This is a genomic window from Arthrobacter sp. FW306-04-A, assembly GCF_044358315.1.
Lineage (GTDB): Bacteria > Actinomycetota > Actinomycetes > Actinomycetales > Micrococcaceae > Arthrobacter.
Map to the genome: position 1 here is coordinate 1,837,799 of NZ_CP084559.1, position 20,537 is coordinate 1,858,335.

Genomic DNA, 20,537 nt, shown 5'->3' on the forward strand with positions numbered 1-20,537 from the left:
TGGCGCATCAGGGAACGCTCTCATTCACTTAGGAAGCGAAGGGGCCTGTATCGGGATTTGCCGATGTACCGTTCGGACCTTCCGCCGAGGCGGGCGATCCGATAACAACGCAGTGGCAGCGGGGGATGGCCTGCAGCGGGTTTCGGCGGTGGCCGATCCTGTCTGTTTCCTTCCTGAAAATCGCGAAGGCTGCCAGGCCATTGGCTTGACTGACCTTCCCAGAGTATACTCTCTACCGCTGTGGTGCAAGTCACAGAATGCGAGTAATTCCGTCTCCCTTGATGAGGGAAGGCGTAACGTTTGATCCATCAGGAGGATTGCGTGCTTGAGAGCGTTGCTTCGAATTCCAGACCCTTCGTTCTCCTCCATGGAGGCCGGCATGGCGGGTGGTGCTGGGGGCCGGTCGCGAGCCGCCTTCGACGGCGGGGGTTCGACGTCCTGACGCCGACCTTGACAGGTCTGGGTGACCGTTCGCATCTCCTCGATCCCTCGATCGGGCTGGACACCCACGTTCAGGATCTGGTCGCGACATTCGAGTATGAAGACCTGACCGACTCGATCCTGGTGGCGCACAGCTACGGCGGTGTCGTGGCAAGCGCTGCGATGGAGAAGATCGCTGATCGTGTGAGGTTCATGGTCTACGTGGATGCACTCATCCCTCGTGCGGGCGAAAGCGTTTTTGATCTAGTTGGTCCCCGGCGGGCTGCAGCGATTGAAGAAAACGCTCGCAACCACGGTCGCGGCTGGACGGTTCCGGTGTCTGATGCCTCCTATTACGGGATAACAGACCCGGACATCATTGCTTGGGTGAATTCCAAGCTGACGCCGCAGCCGATTAAGACCTACCGGGATCCAGTGGGCTCCACCGAGCGCGCGTGGTCGCATCCGGGAATGTTCGTCGAATGCCTGCCGACGAGAGCGGAGCCCTTCGTCCTGGACAGGGCGCGGGATCGCAGTGTCCGGGATGAAAAGTTTTGGTACCGGACCTTGGAGGGCACCCACGAGGCGCCGCTCACCAATCCGGACGGCACGCTTGAGATTTTGCTGGAGGCGGCGCGGATCGCCGACTCCCTCTAGATCTCGGCGTGGCTCGGCGCGGCTCTTGGCTCTCGTGAATGGCCGGCCGCGTCCGGCCGCGATCGCCAATCCGGGGACGAACATCGCCTGACCTCTGGTGTGACAATGATATGATCGCTATCATGAACATTGGTTCGTAAATACGAACGGAGTGATGATGGCAAACACATACCGGGTCCACGCCAGTAGGCAGCCGGAAGATTCGTTCCAGGCGTCTCGGTCCAAGGAAGCTTGGGGGATTGTTCTCTCGACCTCGGTCGCCGGCCCATTGCCGGCTAGGAGTTGCAGATGACGGGCGACCCTCGCCGCTGGTCTGGCGATCTCCTCTACTGGCTGGCAATCGCAGCATCGATCGTTTTCCTAGCTTGGATCCTCAGCATTGTTCAGGCGCCTTCTCCGCCCCTTTTTGCGGGTCTCATCACAGGTGTGTTTGCCGCCGTCGGCCTGCGAACACCAAAGCCGTTTCCGCGCGGCCTACGCAAACTCTCCCTCGCCCTGGTCGGCGTTGGCGCCGGGGCGATGGTCGATCGTGCTGTTGTGGCCGAAGTCGTTCAGAGGCCGCTGGTCATGCTAGCCGGAGTGGCGGGCACTATTGCAATCACCCTGGCAGCTGGGCAAGTTCTACGTTTTTCACGTCACGTAGATGGTCCGACTGCCATGCTGGCATCGATCGCAGGCGGGGCTTCCGGAGTGAGTGCCGTTGCAAAGGAGATGGACGCGGACGAGGGTATCGTGCTCTCCATCCAGTACCTGCGCGTCGTCGTCGTTGTGCTCTCGGTGCCGTTTGTCTCTGTGCTTCTTGGGGCGGGCAGCCCGGGTCAAGTGGCAGCAGCGTCCATGGGCGACTGGTCGGGCCTGGGGTTCACCGCCCTCGCCGTCTCGACGGGACTGATCATGGCACGATATCTCCGGTTCAGCGCATCGAGCCTGATCCTGCCAATGGCTGTTGCCGTCGTCCTCTCGCTGACTCAGGTGATGCCCAGTTCAACAGTTCCCCCGTCAGTGCTCAATTTCGCCTACGGGCTGATCGGTCTCGCGGTAGGCCTTTCGCTGACGCGTTCATCCCTGCGACGCCTCGCCACCCTTATGCCGCTCGCTCTGATTCAACTGGTGATCGGTGTCGTCGGGTGTGCGTTCGCCGGGATCGTTTTCGCCAGAAGTGTCGGGATCTCAGACTTGGACGGTTACCTCGCGACGAGCCCCGGCGGGATCCCGGTTGTCGTAGCCGTGGCGATGGGCTCAGGCGCCGACGTGGGCTTGGTGCTTACCATGCAGATTCTTCGCCTTGTCGCTGCACTCATGATGGCGCCCCTCGTGGCGAGGTATTTGCGTAATCGAAACCGCAGCCTCATAGATGATGATGAGGCGTCTTGACCTCAAACGGAGCCTCCGTCTCCGTGGCCGGCAAGCCACGGAGACGGAATGTCGGAATCGGCTGATGCGGTTATCGGTTGGCTTGGGCGTGCGCGTCTTCGTAGTCCTGGTTGTTGACGGGTTCAAGCCAGGTGGCGCTCTCCCCGTTGTCGTGCTCGACCAAAGCCAGGTGGCACATCATGTTGTCCTGGGTGGCGCCGTGCCAGTGTTCCTCGCCGGGCGGCGTGTGGACCGTGTCTCCTGCGCGCATGAGGATCACGCTGCCGTCCCGGGTAGCAACGAACCCGATGCCGTCGGTGCAGTGCAGGGTCTGGCCAAGGGGATGGGAATGCCAGTTCGTACGGGCGCCAGGGGTGAAGCGGACCAGCGCCGCCACGAGACGCGAGGGCGCCTCGCCGTTGTGGAGGGAGTTGAGGTAGACGTCTCCCGTGAACCTCTCCGTTGGGGCTTTGGCCGTGGGGGTCGGGGGTATAAGTTTCATCGTGTCTTCCTGTAGCAGTTTCGGTCTGGTTAGTTCATGGTCTTTGCTGCTGTCCCGACTGCGCCCTCCGATCCTCAGGCGCGTTCGTTAATACCGTGCCTGTTTACCGTGCCGTAGCGGCAAGGACGCGACGACGAGCACCAAGAGAAGGACGGCGGTGGCGCCGAGTCCCGTGCGGAGACCGTCCATGAAGTTTTGCCCGGCCAGTACGGCACCGAAGACGGCGACGCCGAGCGCGCCGCCAACCTGGCGTGCGGTGTTGATGACTCCGCTGGCGGTCCCCGCCCGTTCTGCCGGCACATGGTCCATGATGAGGGCAATGATCGGGGGAACCGTGAAGGAACCGCCAACGCCGACCGGGACCATGAGGAGCGCGACGAGAAGGGTCGGAGAATCCGTGGGGAGCAAGCAAAGGCCAGCCAGGCCGAGGGCCATGACTAGTTGGCCCGCCACGATCACTGCAATGCGTCCGAAACGGGTCACGAGCCGTGCTGCAAGGGGAACGAGGAGGGCAACCAGTCCGCTCATAGGCAAGAAGAGAAGTCCGGTCCCCAGCGCCGTGACTTCGCGTTGCTGCTGGAAATAGAGGCTCTGGAGGAAGACGACGCCGTAGAACGCCGCCATGGTGACCCCGGCAATGATCAGCGCGGTGGAAACTGTGCGAGAGCGGAACAGGTCAAGCGGGAGCATCGGGTGCCGGCCCCGGGCTTGCGCCACCACGAAGACTGCCACCGATATGACGCACACCGCGAACGTGGAGAGGATCGCGGGGCTTCCGTAGCCCAGTTCCGCGCCCTCGATGATGCCGTAGGTCAAGCTTGCAAGCGCCAGTACGGCCGTGGTCTGCCCGAACCAATCGAAGGGCCGCGGGCGCCTGGGTGAGGGAGCAACGCGGGAGAGCAGGACGAGAGCTGCCACGCCGACCGGAAGATTGACAAAGAAGATCAGTCTCCAGTCGATCTGCGTGAGGACTCCTCCAAGCACGGGCCCGGCAGCAGCGGCGACCGAACCGCCCAAGCCCCAGTAAACTATGGCCCTGCCGCGACGCGCAGGATCGTGGTACGCCTCACGAATGAGCGCGAGGGAAGTGGGGGTAATCATTGCCGCCCCGATGCCCTGCAGCACGCGGCCGGCGATGAGTGCCGGGAGGCTGGGGCTGAACCCGCACGCTACAGAAGCCACGCTGAACACGATCATGCCAATACCGTAGGCCCGGCGGGCTCCGACGCGGTCGGAGAAGCTCCCTGCGAACAGTTGCAACGCGGAAAAAATCAGGGTGTAGCCGGTGACTATCCACTGCAGGCCAGAAAGGCCGCCTCCGAGGTCATTCCGGATCTCCGGCAGGGCAACGTTGACGATCTGGGCGTCCAGGGCGACGACGAAGAACCCCAGCATGGCAACAGCCAGAGATGCGCGCGGCGGGGCGACGGCCACCGGAGGAGGTTTGATGATGGTCACGGATACCGTGTCCTTTCAGGAAGGAATTCTGAGCACACTTAAGAAGACCAGCTACCGCGTGCGTGTGGGAGTACCTGGTGTGCGGTGTACTGGCAGTTCCTGTTAGGACCGGTTGTGGCGTCTTAGCGTAGAAGCCATGGACAACAGCAAAAGCGTCCGCGAGTTCCTTATGAGCAGGCGGTCTCGCATCACACCAGCCGAGGCCGGGATCTCCCCATGCGGAGGCTCCAGGAGGGTCTCCGGACTCAAACGTGAGGAAGTCGCGATACTTGTTGGTGTCAGCCGGGACTACTACGCCCGCCTTGAACGTGGAAACCTGAGCGGGGTTTCCGAATCCGTTCTTGAATCGATCGCCCGAATCCTTCGGCTCGACGAGGCTGAACGTGCCCATTTGTTCTACTTGGCCAAGACCGCCGCAAGGCCGCGGGCGGCAGGGGCACGTCGGGCACGGGCAGAAGTGCGCCCGAGTGTCGAGCGGATCCTAGCTGGAATCACAGGCGCACCTGCCTACCTCCGTAACGCCCGGATGGACGTCGTGGCCGCGAACAGCCTTTGCTTCGCCCTGTACATGGACATCCTTAGACCCAGTGGCTTGCCTCTCAATCTCGCCCGATTCGTTTTCCTCGACCACAGGTCGAGGGATTTCTTCGTTGATTGGGACACAATCGCCGAGGATCTCGCGACGGCCCTCCGCGTCCAAGCGGGACGTAGCCCCCATGACCGTGCCCTCAACAGCCTCATCGGCGACCTTGCCACGGGAAGCTCGGAGTTCTCAGTTCGCTGGGCCCGAAACAGCGTCCGCCCCTACCGCATGGCACGCAAGGCAATGAGCAACCCGCTTGTCGGCGACATCGAACTCACTTGCGACGCACTCGAGCTTCCCGGCGAGGGCCTGACCTTGATCGCTTACACGGCTGAACCAGGCAGCCACGCCCAAGAACAGCTGGACTTCCTCGCCAGCTGGAGCGCCACCCATCCGGCGTCCGTCGCACCCAATCCCGACGATCTCGCGCACCGGGACCTGCCTAACTGAAAGACGCCGGCGTCCCGCAAATGTGTACTCCAAGTGCCTCCTTCGCCGGAATGGAGCGGAGTAACGTCGGCAACAATCGAGTGCCCAGAATGAAAGGAACCCTCCTTGCGAGCAGTAATTTACGGCGGTCCCCGCGACATCACCCTTGGCGAACGGCCCGATCCGAAACTGCAGAACCCGTCCGATGCCATCGTGCGCGTGCTGCTTGGCTGCGTCTGCGGCTCTGATTTGTGGTATTACCGGGGCGAATCTCCGCACGCACTTGGACCTATCGGGCACGAATTTATCGGCATCGTTGACGAGGTCGGCGCCGATGTCCGGAGCGTCTCGAAAGGGGACCTTGTGATTGCCCCGTTTACCTTTTGCGATGGCACTTGCGCGAACTGCTTGGCGGGGTGGCCCTCCAACTGTCTTAATGGTGGCTCGTTCGGCAATCACGGTGTTGACGGCGGGCAGGGCGAGGCCGTCAGGGTTCCTTTCGCCGACGCGACGCTCGTCGGCGTCCCGGGCGACGGACACTCTGACGAGATGCTCGCATCGTTGCTGGCGCTCTCCGATGTGATGTGCACCGGCCACCACGCAGCTGTCAGCGGTGGGGTGAAACAGGGGCATACTGTGGCCGTGGTAGGGGATGGAGCCGTCGGACTTTGCGCCGTGATCGCCGCCAAGCGGCTCGGCGCCGAACGCATCATCTCCCTTAGCCGCAACCCCGCACGCCAAGCCCTCGCCAAGGAATTCGGGGCAACCGATGTCATTCCCGAAAGAGGTGACGACGCAACTGAGAGGATCATGGAGATGACCCAGGGGATCGGCGTCGACGCCGCCCTGGAGTGCGTAGGGACCGGGCCGTCCATGGAGACCGCGTTCAGCATCGCCCGTGTCGGATCCGTTGTGGGGGCAGTCGGCGCGCCGCACGACGTCGTCGTACCCATCAACACGGTCATCTTCCGCAACGTGGGTCTGCGCGGCGGTGTCGCCCCAGTCCGCCGCTACATCCCGGAACTCCTTGGCGACGTTCTCGAGGGTCGGATCAATCCGGGACGGGTCTTTGATTACGTCACTGATCTTGATCACATCGCCGACGCCTATCAGGCGATGGACGAACGTCGCGCGGTTAAAACCCTCCTGCGCGTCGGTATGTGATATCGGCAATCCGTCCGGCCTCGGACGACCCGCGAACCACAATTTCCAGAAAGAAGGATTGAACGTGAATGTGAACCTCAACAATGGTGTCGAAATGCCCGCCCTTGGTTTCGGTGTGTTCCAGACGCCCCCCGACGTGACGGAGTCCTCCGTTACCGAAGCACTGCGCGTGGGCTACCGCCTCATCGACACAGCAGCGTCCTACTTCAACGAACGAGAAGTCGGCGATGGCATCCGCCGCTCTGAGATCGACCGGTCCGAGATCTTCATTGAAACGAAAGTCTGGATTAGCGACTACGGCTATGACGAGACGCTCCATGCCTTCGACAAGAGTGCCGGAAAGCTCGGGGTGGAGCAGATTGACCTGTTGCTCCTGCATCAGCCCGTTCCGACTCAGTTCGACAAGACTGTGGAGGCGTACCGCGCCTTGGAAACGCTCCTCGCGGACGGTCGCGTCCGGGCCATCGGCGTCAGCAACTTCATGCCGGAACACCTCGCAACGCTCCTCGATCGGTCCACGGTCGTCCCGTCGGTGAACCAAGTCGAGCTGCATCCATATTTCACGCAGCCTGACGTCCAAGAAGCGAACGCCCGCCATGGGATCCTAACGCAGGCGTGGTCGCCGATGGGCGGGATCACCGACTACCGTGGGACCGGGCAGAGCACGTTCGACGACCCGGTGATCGCACGGATCGCTGAAGAGCACGGCATGACTCCGGCGCAGGTCATGTTGCGGTGGCACCTCCAAGAGGGACGTTCCGCGATCCCGAAGTCAGTCAAGCCCGAACGGATCGCCGCGAACTTCGACGTGTTCGACTTCGAGCTCACTGATGATCAGGTCGCAACCATCGATGGGCTCGACACCGGTGTGCGAGGCGGCCCGGAACCAGAAACAGTGACCCCGGAGGCATTCGCGCGGGAGATACCCGAAGCCTGAAAAGCTCGACAGTCGGGCGGCTTCCCCCGCACTCCGGTTCAGCAGTCTCCGAGATGGTGGTGAATCCACCGTCAATCAGGACGTTGGTGCCGGTGCCCATCGTGGCGTCGTCGCCGGCCGCCGGGCCGCCGGTACGTCCACCGCCGGGTCGAGCAGGGCGATGCCTGCCGAGTTGACCAGGATGTGGGCGGGGGCCGGTGACTCGCACGGCCTCGGCGACGACGTCCGAGGCGGGGTCGCCGAGGCCGTGAAGTCGCGGGCGATTCCGTGGTTGCCCGTGCCGGGCAGTTCCGCCATGAGGAAACCGACGCGGTCGGAGAGGTCGACGCCGACCACCCGTGCCCGACGCGAGGCCAAGGCGTGCGCGACGGTATATCCGATGCCGACTTTGTCGGCCGAGGGGCTACTGTGCGGGGTCGCTATTTCGCCGCGTCCGCTTCGTATTTGAGTCCAATCTGTCGGCGGATCTCGTCCATCGCGGCCATAACCGCGGCGCTCTCCCCAGGGGATAGGACGGGCCCTGCTGTTGCACCGCTTCGGATCAAACGTTCCATTTCGGCAGCCTGGAATTGCATTCCTCTGCCGTTCACGGAACGCCCAAACATCTCCAGTACCTCTCCATCGACGCCATAACGCGTGAAACCGGTTGCCTCGTACCAATTCGAACCGAGGTCGATCCATCCTTCGGTTCCGATAATCGCGGCTCGGTTGGCTCCGCTAGCGTCTAATGCGCAGTCCAGAAGCGCCTGCTGTCCATCTGGGTATTCAAGAATCACAGTTGTTTGTCGATCTACACCGCTTGCGGTCATTGAGCCGCTTGCCCGAATGCTTGCCGGGACGCCTAGGATGCCGAAAGCGAAGGAGACCGGGTAGATTCCGAGGTCCAGCAGCGCTCCGCAGCCCAGTGCAAGGTTGTTCAGCCGATGCGAAGGATCCTTTGGAAGGTTCATGTTGAGGCTGGCGATAACTTTGCGGACCTCGCCGAGTTTCCCCTCGTTGATGATTTCGCGCAGCCGGACCATGTGAGGTAGAAAGCGGCTCCACATGGCTTCCAGTGCCACCAGCCCTTTGGCTTCTGCCAGTTCGACAACGTCCTGGGCTTGCCGGGCGTTTATCGTGAAGGGTTTCTCGACCATCACATGCTTGCCGGCATTCAGTGCCAGTAGTGCGTGGGCATGATGGAAAGTGTGCGGCGTGGCAACGTAAATAACATCGACGTTGGGGTCAGATGCCAGTGATTCGTAGCCTTCGTGGGCGGTTGGAATCCCAAATTTATCGCAGAACGCGCGACTCGATTCCAGCGAACGGGAGCCGACGGCTTGGACGGTAAAGCCATTCGCTATCAAGTCCTGTGTCTGTACAGTCGCGATGAATCCTGTGCCGAGGATTCCCCAACGAATCTGTTGTTCTGGCACGGTGCCATAAGGCCGCTCGGTCATGATTGGCTTCCTTCGTCAGCCGCATTTTGGCTGAGGTGATTGATCCGGATGTTCCGCCATCGGCATTGTGCGCCCTTGCCCCAGCGGGCTTCGCCGAACATGGCGTCGTTGTCGTGGACTTCGAGGGCGATGTGTCCGCTGTCGCCGAGCACATCAAAGACCGCGTCGGGATCGTAGTTGGGGGATTCCAGGGTGGCGGTGTCCAGTTCTGCGATCTTGAGGCCGTTGATCCAGGTGGTGATGACGGGCATGGCCCCGACGCAGCGGAGACGGAGTTCGTTCCAGTCGTCCCAGCGCCACACGTTGAGGAAATCGTCGACGTCGGCTGCGTAGCTGAGCCGGGCGCGCTTCGCTTCCGTGACGGGTTCCACCGAGGTGGCCGGGTCATCGGCTTTGAGGCCTATTGGTTGGCCGGCGTCGTCGCGGGCGACGTCGATCGCGAACGGAACGGCCGAGAAGCTCGCGAGCCCGTTGCCGAAGAAGCCGCCGATTCCGCCGGAGGGGCGGTGGTCCACGAGGACCTGGAATCCTTCCCAGCTGTCCCGTTGGCGCCGGATCATCACACCCGTGTCCGCGGGCCAATCGGGTCGCATCTCAAGGACCAGCTCGAAGTCGCCGAACGCTTGGTCGCTGACGAGGTAGCCGCCGTAGCCGCTCCCGGGAGCGTCCTGCTCGCCGATCAGGACGCCGTTTTCGACCTTCCAGTGGGCAGGATGATTCTCCGGCTCCACAGGGCGCTGAAGTCCCAGGCTGTCGAAGTGCTCGAGGACGCTCGGGCCGCCGGGATACACCGAACCGTAAATGCGCGGCGCGGCGTGCCACCCGGCCAGGCTGACGCCGTCGAACAGCGGCACGAACCCGTCGTCGTCGGGCGTTTCGGAGAGTGTCATGTGCGGATCCATTTCGTTCGTAGTTTAAGGTTTTTGAGGGTTTGACGGCGCTGCAAAGGGGCAGCGGGTGGTCCATGCCGACGTCTTCCCAGTTAAGGGGTCGCCGCGGAATGACCCTCCCGGATGATCCTCGTTACAGGGTGGACGGGTATGCGATGAACGCGAACCGTTTGCCATCCGGCGCCCAGCTGTTGCAGTTCATGGTGCCCTGTCCGCCGAACAGCGTTACGACTGTTCGGGGCTCGCCTCCGTCGGCGGGCAGCATGCGCAGTTCCACGTCCATGTCGGCGGGGTGACTGATGGTGCCGGGCGGGTAGCTGATGTACACGAACTCCCTGCCGTCAGGTGTGAAGTGCGGGAACCAGTTGATCCGTTCGTCGAAGGTCAGCTGTTGCCGCTCCGTGCCGTCGGGCCGCATCCGGAAGATCTGGGCGTGCCCCTTGACGGCGGCGACCTCTTCGGAGTTGTAGTAGATCCATTTTCCGTCGCGGGAGTACTCCGGGCCGTCGTAATCGTTGACCCCTTCCGTTACCTGGGTTTCCGGACCACCGGCCGCGGGGATGGTCGCGAGATTGCGTCGTGCGCGCGGCTCGTCGCCCTCGGGCTCGACTGACACGTAAGCGAGTGTCTGCTCGTCCGGCGAGATGCCGTGCAGCCAATAACTGTATCGCTGCTGCTCCGGGTGCACGTTTGACACCCTACGCACGTCGCCCCCTGCGAGGCTCACACAGTACAGGTGGCCGAGAGCGCTGAAGTACACGCGCTCCCCGTCGGGCGAGAGCACATGATCATTGTTCACGCCCCCGACATCGCCGATGTCGATCAGTTCGAGGTCACCAGTTCCGTCGGCGACCATCCTGAAGAGCTTCCCCTCACTGTTGACAACCAGCCACCGACCATCGGGTGTCCAGTTGGGGGACTGGACGAGCTGCTTCGACTGGTACACGAGTGTTTCGGTGCCCGCTTCGACGTCGGCGATGATGAGCTGGCTCACCTGATTCGGTTGCATGTCGTCCCGGCCCGGGTATCGAGCTGTCTTAAGGCCACTGGAGTTGGTTGATGAAATCATTCGTGCTTCCTTCGTTCAGTCGTTCGGTGGCTTGGAGTGAGGCCACTAGATTTGTCTCCGGAGTCCCGCTTCTGGGCATCGGTTTTAGGTCAGTGACGACATTTATCCGGCGATGTCGCTGGGATTCAGCGGCCGACGACGGTGAGCGTGCTCTTGTTGTTCGCTGATTCTTCGATGGCTCCCAGCACGCGCTGGACCTGCAGCCCGTCCTCGAAGGACGGCGATAGCTGGCTACCCTCACGTATGGCCAGCAGAAAGTCCCGGATCTGGTGCGTGAAAGTGTGTTCCCAGCCGATGACGTGGCCCTGCGGCCACCAGGCATGCATGTAGGGGTGATCGGGTTCGGTAACCAGGATCCGGCGGAAGCCCTGCTCGCGCACGGGGGCGGCGGTGTCGAGGAAACTCAGTGCGTTCAGGTTTTCGAGGTCAAAGGTGAAGGCCCCGAGGGTGCCGTATACCTCGATCTGCAGGCTGTTCTTCCGCCCTGTCGCGACGCGGGATGCCTCCACAGACGCGCCGATACCCCCTGTCAGCCCCAGCGTCGCCCAAACGGTATCGTCCACGGTGACTTCCTCACGGCCATCGTGCCCGGGCCGTTGCGCGACAAATGTCCGCAGCACGCCGGTTGCCTCTGTCACACTCTGGCCGGTTAGGTGCTGGATCTGGTCGATGGCGTGGGAGGCGATGTCGCCCAACGCGCCGGATCCGGCGGTTTCCTTGCGTAATCGCCAGGTCATGGGCGAATCCGGGTCTACGAGCCAGTCCTGCAGGTAGGCGGCGCGGACGTGCCGGACGGTTCCGAGCCGGCCTTCGGCGATCAGTTCGCGGGCCAGGGCAAGGGCGGGGACGCGGCGGTAGTTGAAGCCGATCATGGACTGGATGCCGCACGTCCGGGCGGCACGCGCGGCTTCGGTCATGGCTTCAGCCTCGGCCAGGGTGTTCGCGAGGGGTTTTTCCATGAGGACGTGCTTGCCTGCCGCCAGCGCCGCGATGGCGATTTCGGCGTGCATCCAGCCCGGGGCGCAGATGTCCACGATGTGGACGTCGTCGCGTTCCAGGACGGAGCGCCAGTCCGTGGCGGACTCGGCCCACCCGTATCTGGCCGCGGCCCCGGCGACTTGTTCCGGGTCCCGGCCCACGAGCACTTTCTGCTCGAAGGCCGGAACGTCGAAGAAGCCGCCCACGTTCCGCCACGCATTGGAGTGGGCTTTGCCCATGAACGCGTAACCGATCATCGCCACACCCAAGGGGACAGGGCGACTCACTAGACCTTGCCTGCCGTCAGGAAGGCAAGGCTTTCGGCGATGCCTTCGAAAATGTCTCCGGCGTAGTCGTCGAACTCCACGACGCCCACTTCCAGGGACTTCGCGGCAGCAACGACGTCGAGCACCGGGATGGTGCCCTGGCCGGCCGGCTGCTGGGCCTTGGTGTCCGTGGTGCCGGGGCCGTCCTTGATGTGGATGAACTTCACCCGGTCACCCAGGCGGGCGAGCAGTTCCACCGGGTTCTGGCCGCCGACCGATGCCCAGTAGGTGTCGACTTCCAGGACCAGTTCCGGGTCAAGAAGGCCTTCGAAGTACTCCAGGGCTGTCTGGCCCCCGATGGTGGACTCAAGCTCCCAGGCATGGTTGTGGTAGCCGACGCCGCGGCGTTGAGCTTGGCCGCGGTCGCCTGGATGTCCTCGGCGTTCTGCCAGTGCTCGGCGGGCAGGTACGGGTCGATGACCGTGCTGATGCCGAGTTCCTTGGCGGCGGCGAAGATCTCGTCCTGGTCCTGGCTCAGCAGCGGCGCGTGACCGGACGGGGCGCTCAGCCCGTTCTGCTTCAAGGCGGCGCCGAGCTCCTTCGCGGTGGCCACGAAATTGTAGGGTTCAACCTGCGTGTAACCGATCTCGGCGACCTTCTTGATGGTGCCCGGCAGGTCTTCCTGCAAGGCATTGCGCAGGGTGTACAGCTGGATGGAATATGGCAATGAAGTGTCCTTAGGTACTGGATGTACTGGCGTTTTAAATGTTGGTCGAAATCGGACCACCTGTCGGGCGGGTTCGTCTTCGGTCTCAGGGGTGGGGGCGGGCCCTCCGTAGTGCTTCCATGGCGAGGTCGTGGTCTTCCCGGATGGATCCCACCAGGCCTGAGATGGCTATCGCGCCGACGGTGATTCCGGCGACGACGATCGGCACGGCTCCGCCGGCGATGGCGAATTCGCGTTGGTCGAGCCATTCGGGGGTGTGGCCGGAGAGCTGCTGCCGCAGGACGAACTCGAGGCTCGGGATCTCGTGGCGCATTGTCGTGTTGAGCTTGCGCCGCACCCAGTCGTCGTGTTCGGCGGTGGTGCCGGCGAACGCGGCGTGGAATACGCGCTGCTGGCCTCTGTTGGCTGCGACCACGATCGGAAGGTGGTCGCGTTCTGCCAGGGCCGCGGCGGCGGATCCGATCCTTCGCGCGTCAGCGTGGTCGAAATGCGGGAGGGTCCGCTCTGCGACTTCCCCTTGGATTTCTTCGAGCATCGCCTGCAGCTCGGCCTCGTTCTGCTCGGTCATGGTGCCACCGGATCCAGCCAGTTCGAGGGCTCCGGCACGAGTTCCTCGGCGGCGGACCAGAACTCCTCGGGAAGTTTGGTGTTGACGGATGCGAGGAGTGCCCCGATGCGCTCGGGTTTGCTGATGCCGACCACGGACATGTGGATGCGTGGATCGCGCAAGGAGAACTGCAGCGCCGCGGTGGCCAGGTCGGTGCCCCATTCCTGGCACAGTGATTCGAGCGCGAGGGCGGCTTTGACGGTCGGGTCCGGTGCGGGCCGGTATCCGTACATGCGTTGACCGTGCGGGTTGGCCAGCAGGCCCCCGCCGAGGTAGGCGGCGTTGACAATGCCCATGCCGGCTGCGGCTGCCCTGTCGAAGAGTGCTCCGGCGCTGCGGTCCACGAGTGTCCAGCGGTTGTGGTTGAGGAGCACGTCAAAGACGCCCAGGTCCAGGAACCGGTGCATGACTTTGACGTCGCCGCCGGCCAGGCCGATCGCGCCGATGACGCCTTCGCGTTGGAGCTCAACGAGCACCTCGACCGCACCCCCCGGAGCGTCGAGCCCCTGGTCCAGGGCGTATTCCGGATCGTGGAGATAGACGAGCGGAAGTCTGTCGAGTCCGAGGCGTTCCTTGCTCTCCTGGATTGACCGGCGGACCCGCTCACGGGAGTAGTCCCCGTCTTTCCCGTCGGTCTTGGTGGAAATCAGGTAATCGGCGGGCAGCCCGCCCGCGCGGGCGATCCCTTGCCCGATCCTGCGTTCGCTCTCGCCGTCCGAGTAACCGTTGGAGGTGTCGATGACCCGTACCGGGCTGCGGAGCAACTGGGTGACCAGATCGATGGCTTGTTCGGCGGGCACGTCGTAGCCGAACATTTCCGGCATGCTGCCGATCGGGCCGCCTCCGGCTGCGACGGCGGATACCGTCAGGCCGGTGTTGCCGAGTGGTCTGAGCCAGTCGGCGGGCATTTGCGGGTCCATGTCACTCTCCGTCATGGGCGATGGGGTAGGCGACGAACGCGAAGCGTGTGCTGTCGGGTGACCAGCTGTTGACGTTGATGGTGCCTTGTCCGCCGAACAGCCGGTAGCGCTGGAGCGGGGTTGTCCAGTCCCGGGATGAGACGACGATGACTTCGACGTCGAGGTTGGGCGGGTGGCCCAGGGTTCCGGGCGGGAACGAGATGTAGGCCGCGGATTGGTTGTCCGCGGACAGGTGCGGGAACCAGTCCACTGTTTCACTTGTCACGAGGCGTTCGACTTCACCGCTGGTGTCGTGGATTCGCGCGAGCTGCGCGTGTCCCGGAGCGGAGGTGAATCCCTCGGTGTTGAAGTAGATCCATTCCCCGTCCGGCGACCATTCCGGTCCATCAATGTGACCCGTTCCGGTGTCAGGCCGCGATACAGGCCCCCCTGTCAGTGGAAGAACAGCGAGCCTTCCCGGATTTGAGAAGTCTTTGAGTTCGACGTATGCAAGACGTTTGCCGTCCGGGGAGACGCCGTGGAGGAAATGCCACATCCCGTCGTCCGGGCTCACGCGCTCGACGGCGCCCCCGCTGAGGGCGGCACGGTAGATGTGCCCGTCATTTCCCGACAGGAAAATGTGCTCGCCATCCGGATCCAGAACGTGGTCGTTGTTCAGTTCGGGGAGGCCGTCGTAGGGGATGTGGCGAAGGCCGGATTCCGGAGTCGAGACGTCCAGGGCCCAGAGCAGGCCGTTGCCGTTGACATACAGGGTCTTGCCATCGAGCGACCAGTTCGGTGCTTCGATTTGGAGTTCATCGGTCTCGAACAGCACCGTCGGCTGTGCCTGGGCCGGGCCGCCGATGAATACCTGTGACCGTTGCCCGCTGGCTAGCTGGGGAGCAGATGACATGCCTTGGTTCTCCTTGAAGGATGTGGAAGTGGTTTGTGCTTAGACGGGTTCCGGCGCGTACCATGCGGCGCCCTGGACTTCGACGTGCACGAGAAGGAGGTTGTCGCGCTTGATTCCGAGGGCTGAGACTTCGTCCACGATCGCGGCCATGGTCCGCTGCTTCTGTTCGTCGTTGTAGACGTTCTGGGCCACGAGTTCGATGAAGATGATGTCGTCGCGTTGCTGGTTCGGGAAGGTTGGGGAGTAGACGAGTTCGCCTGGCTCGTGGAGCCGGAAGATCTGGAAGAGATCGTCTTCGGGCATTTCGAAGCCTTTGACCATTCCGCGGAGGATGGCGGCGCTGATGTCAGCCATCTTCGGCTGGAGGGCGCGGTGCATGTCGATTCGTGCGTGGGGCATGGTGGTGTCTTTCCTGGTTTGTGGTTATTTCAACGCGCCGGCTGCGAGGCCGCGTTCGAAGAACTTTTGGAGGCTGATGTAGGCGATGAGGACTGGTAGTGCGGTCAGGACGGCAGCCGCCAGGACTTTGGTTTGGTCGTTGTTGAACTGCCCGACGAAGTACTGGGGTACCAGCGTGATCGTTTGCTGTTCAGGGGTCTGAAGGAAGAGCAGCGGGAACAGGTACCCGTTCCATGAGTTGATGAAGACCAATACGACGATGGCTGCGACGATGGGTCGTGTCAGCGGCATGATGATGTGTTGGAATGCCTGCCAGGTGTTTGCTCCGTCGACTCGGGCCGCCTCGATGAGTTCGTCGGGGATGCCGTCGACGAAGTTGCGGGCGAGGAGCACGGTGAACGGAATCTGCAGTGCTGCGGCCGGCACGATCACTGCCCACAAGGAGTTGTAGGCGCCCGCGGCTGTCACGGTTGCGAAGAGCGGGGCGAGGAGCACTACTTCCGGCAGTGTGAGGGCGGCGAGGAGCATCCAGAAGAAGAGTTCCTTGCCGCGGATGTGTAGCTTGGAGAATCCGAATGCTGCAGTCAGGGTGCATGCCAGCACGATCACGAGGACGGCCGTGGAAAGCAGAACACTGTTGATGAAGAACCGTGGCAGAAGCCCGAGCGAGAGGACGGTGGCGTAGTTGCCCCAGCCGCTGCCTGCGAGTGAGCCTTGGACCATTGCGATGAGTGGGAAGACGAACGGCACCACCATGAGCGTCAGCACGAGCTGGAGTGCTCCTCTGGTGTACCAGCGACGGACCTCAAACACGGCGTGCCCCCTTTTCTTTGCCTGCGATGTTCAGGATGACGGCAACGGTGAGTGCCAGGACCAGAAGAATGATCGAGAGAGCGGCCCCGTACCCGACTTGTGAAAGGGCAACGCTGACCCTGTAGATCTGCGTCCCCAGGAACTCCGTGCCGTACGACGGGCCGCCCTGGGTGATCAGGAAGGGCCAGTCGAAGGTCTTGAGCGATCCGATCGCCGTGAGGATAGCGATCGCCAAAGTTGTTCCCCTGACCCCGGGCCAGATGATGCTTCGGATAATCCTGAAGTTTCCCGCTCCGTCGAGCCTGGCCGCCTCCATGAGTTCCGGCTCGACCTGGCTCATGGCTGCGTAGTAAAGGACGAAGACGACACCTGTGGACTGCCAGATCGCGGCCGACATCACGGCGATCAGGGCCGTGTTCTGATCGGCCAGCCACGCGTAGGAGAAATCGTGCAGGCCCAGGGCACGGATGATCTGATTGATCTGGCCATCCGGGGCGTAGATCGTGCGGAAGACCGGGGCCATGGTGGCGGGCGCCAGGACAACGGGGACAAAGATCAAGACCTTGTAGAACACGCCCAGCCGCACCTTCGAGTGCAGAAGGATCGCGAAAAACATGCCGAGCGCTACCTGGACTGTGAATGTGACCACGAAGAAGATGCCCGTGTGTACGACGGATTTCCAGAACACCGGATCCGCGAAAAGGTGGGTGTAGTTCTGGGCGCCGACCGGAATTGGCTCGGGACTGGCCCCGTCCCAATCCAGGGTGGAGATGTAGCCGGTATATCCGATGCAGTAGTACAGGACACCGACCGAGACGACCATGGCTGGCAGGATCCACGGGAAACCGAATCGGCGGTCGAGTCTCTTGCCCCGGCCATGCTCTGTGGTGTCAGGACGCCGGGGTTTGTTGGTCCCGCGGTCCGACTGCCCGTTGAGTGACGGTTGCTCCACTGATTTCACTGCTGCGCTGTTCTTGCTCATTTGCTTGCTTACTTACTTGTTTGCCGGATTTGCGTCAGCCACATGCTGCACGTCGTCTGCTGCCTGCGCCGGACTATTCTGCCCGGTCAGCACCGCCTGGTTGGCGTCGATGATGGCCTGGATGACGGTAGGCGACAAGCCCAGTTGGCGCGGCTCGGTGGACTCGGCAGTCTTCTTGGCAAAGTCCTGCAGGAGCGGGGTCTGCACCTTGGGATTGACGAGCTGAATAGAGTTCCATGCCGCCTCCACGCCCTTCAGGGTCGGGATCGAGTCGACGTTGTCGGACACGACCTGCTGGCCGGCTTTGCTGCCGCCAAGCCACAAGGCGAACGTTGTGGCCGCGTTACGTGACTTGGACTTGATGTTGACCGCCTGCGCGGCATCCGGGTCGCTGAAGACCGTGTACGGATTACCCTTGCCGGCGACATCGGGGAACGGGACCGGAACAATGGTGATCTTCGGTGTATCCGAGGGAACGCCTGCCCCCGCCAACGCCGCCGTGAGGCTGTTGACGGTCGCGTACTGCGAGTACCAGTAGCCCATCTGCACCATCGGGACCTTGCCTGTCAGGAAGGCGTTGTTGACGTCGGGATACTGCTGGACACCGACCGCGCCGGCGTCGAGGATACCGTTGTCCGAGAGTTGCTTGAAGGTCTCCCATGCCTTGACCATGGTCGGGTCGGTCCACTTCTTGTCACCGCTGAGCGCTGCTGCGAAGACCCCGGGGTCAATGCTGTTCGCGATCGAGTGCAGGGTGTCAACGTCGAAACCGGCGCCCACTCCTTCCTTGAAGCATCCGAGCCCGTTGGACCGGAAGGTCTGGCAAACCTTCACCCAGTCCTGGAGCGTCTTCGGCGCCGTGAGCCCGTACTTGTCGAATAGATCCTTGTTGATCCACATGCTCCCGGCGCCTTGCTTCGCCCACGGCAAGCCCGCGAGCTTGCCCTGCACGGTGAAGGCATCGGCCATCTTCGGTGCGATCTGGGACTTCCAGTCGTTCCCCAGCTTCGCCGTGATCGCCGGGGTCAGGTCCTGCGCGTACGGTGCGAAGACGCTGACCGGCCCGACGGTCCCGCTAGCGGAAACAGTGAAGACATCCGGGCCGTCGTTGGATGCCAACGCCGGACGCAGCACGCCCGTGTAGTCAGCGTTGGGCACCTTCTTGTAGGTGACCTTGATGTCGGGGAACTCCTTGTTGAACGCAGCAATCTCCCGGTTGGCCAGATCATTGTCCGGCGTCCAGCTCCACCACTGGATGCTCCCGGACGTGGCCGATCCTCCGTCGCTCGACGGCGCCGTTCCAGAGCATCCGCTCAAAGCCAGCGCGCCGGCGACCAGAACGCCTGTTGTGATTGCGACCGAACGCGCCAGTCGTCTTTGTGCTTGAAACATCCTTGTTCCTCCGATTTTTTCATGCCGTGCCTGGGGGGAGTAAGTCTCCGTCGGGCTTACGCCATCAGCGGCGTCTCCAATGAGGATATGATCTAAATCACCACTTAGCAATAGTTAGTTAAGAAAGTTCTAGGGAGTGTTCGATGTACCCGCGTGATTGGTTCCCTCCGGTGATGAGCGGGCATTGGTGGCGTGGTGTAGATTGCATGGCATCATGACTGAAACCTCCCCGCGCCGGCTCAAAGGCCGGTCCTATGCAGAGACGCGTAGCGCAGTGCTTGACCTCATCCGATCAAGCGCTGGCATCTCGCGGGTGGAGCTGTCGCAACTGTCGTCGCTCACCGAGGTGACCATCTCGAAGATCGTGAAGGAACTCCTGCTTGAGGGAATAGTTATTGAGGCGGGCTTTGGTCAGTCCACCGGCGGCAAGAGGCCTAGGATGCTCAAGCTCAACACCGGTGTGCTCTATGCTGTCGGGGTAAGACTCGGCGTCTCAAGGATCGTCATCGTACTTTGCGGTCTCAATGGCAAGCTGATCGAAAGAGTCGACCTCCCCGGAATCGGCGACGAGCCTCCCCCGGAAGTCCTCGCCCGGGTCGTTGGCGCGATCCAGGGAGTCATCGAAGCACGCGGCATATGGCGGGAATCCATAGTAGGTGTCGGTGTGGCCTCCAGCGGGCGTCGACGCGGCCCCTTGGGATGGGGAGCGGATCCGGAGGCAGCGCAGACCTGGGAGAGTTTCGATACTGCCGCGGAACTGGAAAGTCTCTGTGGCGTTCCCGTGCTCGTCGAGAACGATGCAAACTCGGTTGCGCTCGGCACTTTTTGGTCCGGAGGGGCCAACGCGTCAAGCAACTTCATGACGGTCTACATGGATCAGGGAATTGGTGCCGGTCTTGTGATCGGCGGAGCGATCTTTCGGGGCGCCTCGGACAATACCGGGGAAATCGGCCACATCGTCGTCGAGCCCGACGGGCTCGAGTGCTGGTGCGGGTCTCGTGGGTGCCTTGAGACCGTCGGGCCACCCCGTGGAATAGTCCGCCGGGTAATGACGGATGAAGGGCTAGCTGTGCTATTCGATGATCAAAAATCGGGAGACGAAGCGGCTATCTACGAGCGGGTTCTCGCCGGTCTCAGTGAAGGCCTGCCCCAAGCCGAAGCGCTAATCAGCCACTCCATCCGGAGTGTCGCCATCGTGCTGCTGGGCCTGGCCAATACGCTCGACCTAGAGCGGATCGAGCTCGCAGGACCCGGCTTCGCGGCAACGGGGCACCGCTATATGAAAGAGCTGAAAAGGCTCATTGAGAAGGCATCCTTTACCCGAGGCGTGCACACCATTGCGGTTGAGCTCGGAGGCACCGGGCCGGATGTGGCTGCGCTCGGGGCTGCTTCGGTCGTGCTCCACAGTAGCCTGACGCCACACCACCTGACTGCCTAGATCTGAATTCTGTGCAGGGGCTGGATGATCGTGGACAACGCCGATTTTCCGACTTGGAAACAGTGATGGCGCGTGCCCGAATTCCTGATGGCCGAATTCTTCCCTCCTCGGGAAGCGGGTGGGTATCAGCCTGATCGTGAAGGATGCCCGAAGCAGATCGCGGTCACGTGAGCTGCTGCCGACGAGGAGCTCGAATGAGCCGGGTTCCACGATGAGGTGGCC

General features: G+C 62.5%; 20 protein-coding genes and 1 pseudogene. 6 read left to right on the plus strand and 15 right to left on the minus strand.

Features of this window, described 5'->3' with window-relative positions; genetic code table 11:
- Nucleotides 1–321: 321 nt before the first annotated feature.
- Both LFT43_RS08375 and LFT43_RS08380 read left to right on the plus strand, forming a co-directional pair.
- A complete protein-coding gene (locus LFT43_RS08375) occupies nucleotides 322–1,077 on the plus strand; it encodes an alpha/beta fold hydrolase (protein WP_395802187.1) in 756 nt (251 codons plus the stop codon).
- Nucleotides 1,078–1,365: 288 nt separating this feature from the next.
- Nucleotides 1,366–2,451: an AbrB family transcriptional regulator gene (locus LFT43_RS08380; RefSeq protein WP_395802189.1), complete on the plus strand. Its 1,086-nt coding sequence runs from the start codon at nucleotides 1,366–1,368 to the stop codon at nucleotides 2,449–2,451.
- A 70-nt stretch (nucleotides 2,452–2,521) separates the two neighbouring features.
- Here the strand turns inward: LFT43_RS08380 and LFT43_RS08385 are convergent, their stop codons facing one another.
- On the minus strand, nucleotides 2,522–2,932 hold the full coding sequence (locus LFT43_RS08385; protein ID WP_241709940.1) for a cupin domain-containing protein: 411 nt from the start codon (nucleotides 2,930–2,932) through the stop codon (nucleotides 2,522–2,524).
- 87 nt (nucleotides 2,933–3,019) lie between these two features.
- Nucleotides 3,020–4,390, minus strand: coding sequence for an MFS transporter (locus tag LFT43_RS08390; protein ID WP_395802191.1), 1,371 nt, complete (start codon nucleotides 4,388–4,390; stop codon nucleotides 3,020–3,022).
- A 136-nt stretch (nucleotides 4,391–4,526) separates the two neighbouring features.
- Here LFT43_RS08390 and LFT43_RS08395 point away from each other — a divergent pair, with 136 nt between their 5' ends.
- The 3 genes from LFT43_RS08395 to LFT43_RS08405 all read left to right on the plus strand — a co-directional run bounded on the left by LFT43_RS08395 (nucleotide 4,527) and on the right by LFT43_RS08405 (nucleotide 7,503).
- Entirely contained in the window at nucleotides 4,527–5,423 is an 897-nt protein-coding gene (locus tag LFT43_RS08395) for a helix-turn-helix transcriptional regulator (protein WP_395802193.1), read from the plus strand.
- A 105-nt stretch (nucleotides 5,424–5,528) separates the two neighbouring features.
- Entirely contained in the window at nucleotides 5,529–6,566 is a 1,038-nt protein-coding gene (locus LFT43_RS08400; protein WP_395802195.1) for a zinc-dependent alcohol dehydrogenase family protein, read from the plus strand.
- A gap of 64 nt (nucleotides 6,567–6,630) precedes the next feature.
- Nucleotides 6,631–7,503 (plus strand): aldo/keto reductase, encoded by an 873-nt coding sequence (locus LFT43_RS08405; RefSeq protein WP_395802197.1) that lies wholly within the window; start codon nucleotides 6,631–6,633, stop codon nucleotides 7,501–7,503.
- A gap of 75 nt (nucleotides 7,504–7,578) precedes the next feature.
- Here the strand turns inward: LFT43_RS08405 and LFT43_RS08410 are convergent, their stop codons facing one another.
- From LFT43_RS08410 to LFT43_RS08470, 13 genes and pseudogenes are all read right to left on the minus strand, one after another.
- The gene (locus LFT43_RS08410; RefSeq protein WP_395802199.1) at nucleotides 7,579–7,860 is read right to left on the minus strand and encodes a hypothetical protein; all 282 of its coding nucleotides are present in this window, start codon (nucleotides 7,858–7,860) and stop codon (nucleotides 7,579–7,581) included.
- A gap of 62 nt (nucleotides 7,861–7,922) precedes the next feature.
- Nucleotides 7,923–8,942 carry a Gfo/Idh/MocA family protein gene (locus LFT43_RS08415; RefSeq protein ID WP_395802201.1) on the minus strand — a complete coding sequence of 340 codons (1,020 nt, stop codon included), beginning with the start codon at nucleotides 8,940–8,942 and terminating at the stop codon, nucleotides 7,923–7,925.
- Complete coding sequence (locus tag LFT43_RS08420) at nucleotides 8,939–9,832, minus strand: DUF1080 domain-containing protein (protein ID WP_395802203.1); 894 nt, start codon at nucleotides 9,830–9,832, stop codon at nucleotides 8,939–8,941. The genes LFT43_RS08415 and LFT43_RS08420 overlap by 4 nt, the downstream gene beginning before the upstream one ends.
- Nucleotides 9,833–9,965: 133 nt before the next feature.
- The gene (locus tag LFT43_RS08425) at nucleotides 9,966–10,901 is read right to left on the minus strand and encodes a TolB family protein (protein ID WP_395802205.1); all 936 of its coding nucleotides are present in this window, start codon (nucleotides 10,899–10,901) and stop codon (nucleotides 9,966–9,968) included.
- Between the two features lie 125 nt (nucleotides 10,902–11,026).
- Complete coding sequence (locus tag LFT43_RS08430) at nucleotides 11,027–12,136, minus strand: Gfo/Idh/MocA family protein (RefSeq protein WP_395802975.1); 1,110 nt, start codon at nucleotides 12,134–12,136, stop codon at nucleotides 11,027–11,029.
- 29 nt (nucleotides 12,137–12,165) lie between these two features.
- Nucleotides 12,166–12,872, minus strand: a pseudogene (locus LFT43_RS08435) (sugar phosphate isomerase/epimerase family protein).
- An 85-nt stretch (nucleotides 12,873–12,957) separates the two neighbouring features.
- Nucleotides 12,958–13,440, minus strand: a complete 483-nt coding sequence (locus tag LFT43_RS08440) for a heme-binding protein (protein ID WP_395802207.1) — start codon at nucleotides 13,438–13,440, stop codon at nucleotides 12,958–12,960.
- On the minus strand, nucleotides 13,437–14,399 hold the full coding sequence (locus tag LFT43_RS08445; protein ID WP_395802209.1) for an aldo/keto reductase: 963 nt from the start codon (nucleotides 14,397–14,399) through the stop codon (nucleotides 13,437–13,439). The genes LFT43_RS08440 and LFT43_RS08445 overlap by 4 nt, the downstream gene beginning before the upstream one ends.
- A gap of 1 nt (nucleotide 14,400) precedes the next feature.
- Nucleotides 14,401–15,291 carry a TolB family protein gene (locus LFT43_RS08450; RefSeq protein WP_395802211.1) on the minus strand — a complete coding sequence of 297 codons (891 nt, stop codon included), beginning with the start codon at nucleotides 15,289–15,291 and terminating at the stop codon, nucleotides 14,401–14,403.
- A gap of 39 nt (nucleotides 15,292–15,330) precedes the next feature.
- Nucleotides 15,331–15,690, minus strand: coding sequence for a tautomerase family protein (locus LFT43_RS08455; RefSeq protein ID WP_241711001.1), 360 nt, complete (start codon nucleotides 15,688–15,690; stop codon nucleotides 15,331–15,333).
- A gap of 24 nt (nucleotides 15,691–15,714) precedes the next feature.
- Nucleotides 15,715–16,503, minus strand: a complete 789-nt coding sequence (locus LFT43_RS08460; RefSeq protein WP_395802213.1) for a carbohydrate ABC transporter permease — start codon at nucleotides 16,501–16,503, stop codon at nucleotides 15,715–15,717.
- Nucleotides 16,496–17,485 (minus strand): carbohydrate ABC transporter permease, encoded by a 990-nt coding sequence (locus LFT43_RS08465; protein ID WP_395802215.1) that lies wholly within the window; start codon nucleotides 17,483–17,485, stop codon nucleotides 16,496–16,498. The genes LFT43_RS08460 and LFT43_RS08465 overlap by 8 nt, the downstream gene beginning before the upstream one ends.
- A gap of 12 nt (nucleotides 17,486–17,497) precedes the next feature.
- Nucleotides 17,498–18,877 (minus strand): ABC transporter substrate-binding protein, encoded by a 1,380-nt coding sequence (locus LFT43_RS08470; protein WP_395802218.1) that lies wholly within the window; start codon nucleotides 18,875–18,877, stop codon nucleotides 17,498–17,500.
- Between the two features lie 214 nt (nucleotides 18,878–19,091).
- On the opposite strand from LFT43_RS08470, the gene LFT43_RS08475 reads away from it, so the two are divergent.
- The gene (locus tag LFT43_RS08475) at nucleotides 19,092–20,315 is read left to right on the plus strand and encodes an ROK family protein (RefSeq protein ID WP_395802220.1); all 1,224 of its coding nucleotides are present in this window, start codon (nucleotides 19,092–19,094) and stop codon (nucleotides 20,313–20,315) included.
- Nucleotides 20,316–20,537: the final 222 nt, after the last annotated feature.

Bases quoted from the DNA above. Each gene is read 5' to 3' on its own strand.
- LFT43_RS08475 (WP_395802220.1), top strand. From the start codon at position 19,092: ATGACTGAAACCTCCCCGCGCCGGCTCAAAGGCCGGTCCTATGCAGAG.
- LFT43_RS08415 (WP_395802201.1), bottom strand. From the start codon at position 8,942: ATGACCGAGCGGCCTTATGGCACCGTGCCAGAACAACAGATTCGTTGG.
- LFT43_RS08425 (WP_395802205.1), bottom strand. From the start codon at position 10,901: ATGATTTCATCAACCAACTCCAGTGGCCTTAAGACAGCTCGATACCCG.
- LFT43_RS08450 (WP_395802211.1), bottom strand. From the start codon at position 15,291: ATGTCATCTGCTCCCCAGCTAGCCAGCGGGCAACGGTCACAGGTATTC.
- LFT43_RS08420 (WP_395802203.1), bottom strand. From the start codon at position 9,832: ATGACACTCTCCGAAACGCCCGACGACGACGGGTTCGTGCCGCTGTTC.
- LFT43_RS08385 (WP_241709940.1), bottom strand. From the start codon at position 2,932: ATGAAACTTATACCCCCGACCCCCACGGCCAAAGCCCCAACGGAGAGG.
- LFT43_RS08455 (WP_241711001.1), bottom strand. From the start codon at position 15,690: ATGCCCCACGCACGAATCGACATGCACCGCGCCCTCCAGCCGAAGATG.
- LFT43_RS08380 (WP_395802189.1), top strand. From the start codon at position 1,366: ATGACGGGCGACCCTCGCCGCTGGTCTGGCGATCTCCTCTACTGGCTG.
- LFT43_RS08430 (WP_395802975.1), bottom strand. From the start codon at position 12,136: ATGATCGGTTACGCGTTCATGGGCAAAGCCCACTCCAATGCGTGGCGG.
- LFT43_RS08470 (WP_395802218.1), bottom strand. From the start codon at position 18,877: ATGTTTCAAGCACAAAGACGACTGGCGCGTTCGGTCGCAATCACAACA.
- LFT43_RS08445 (WP_395802209.1), bottom strand. From the start codon at position 14,399: ATGGACCCGCAAATGCCCGCCGACTGGCTCAGACCACTCGGCAACACC.
- LFT43_RS08440 (WP_395802207.1), bottom strand. From the start codon at position 13,440: ATGACCGAGCAGAACGAGGCCGAGCTGCAGGCGATGCTCGAAGAAATC.
- LFT43_RS08395 (WP_395802193.1), top strand. From the start codon at position 4,527: ATGGACAACAGCAAAAGCGTCCGCGAGTTCCTTATGAGCAGGCGGTCT.
- LFT43_RS08465 (WP_395802215.1), bottom strand. From the start codon at position 17,485: ATGAGCAAGAACAGCGCAGCAGTGAAATCAGTGGAGCAACCGTCACTC.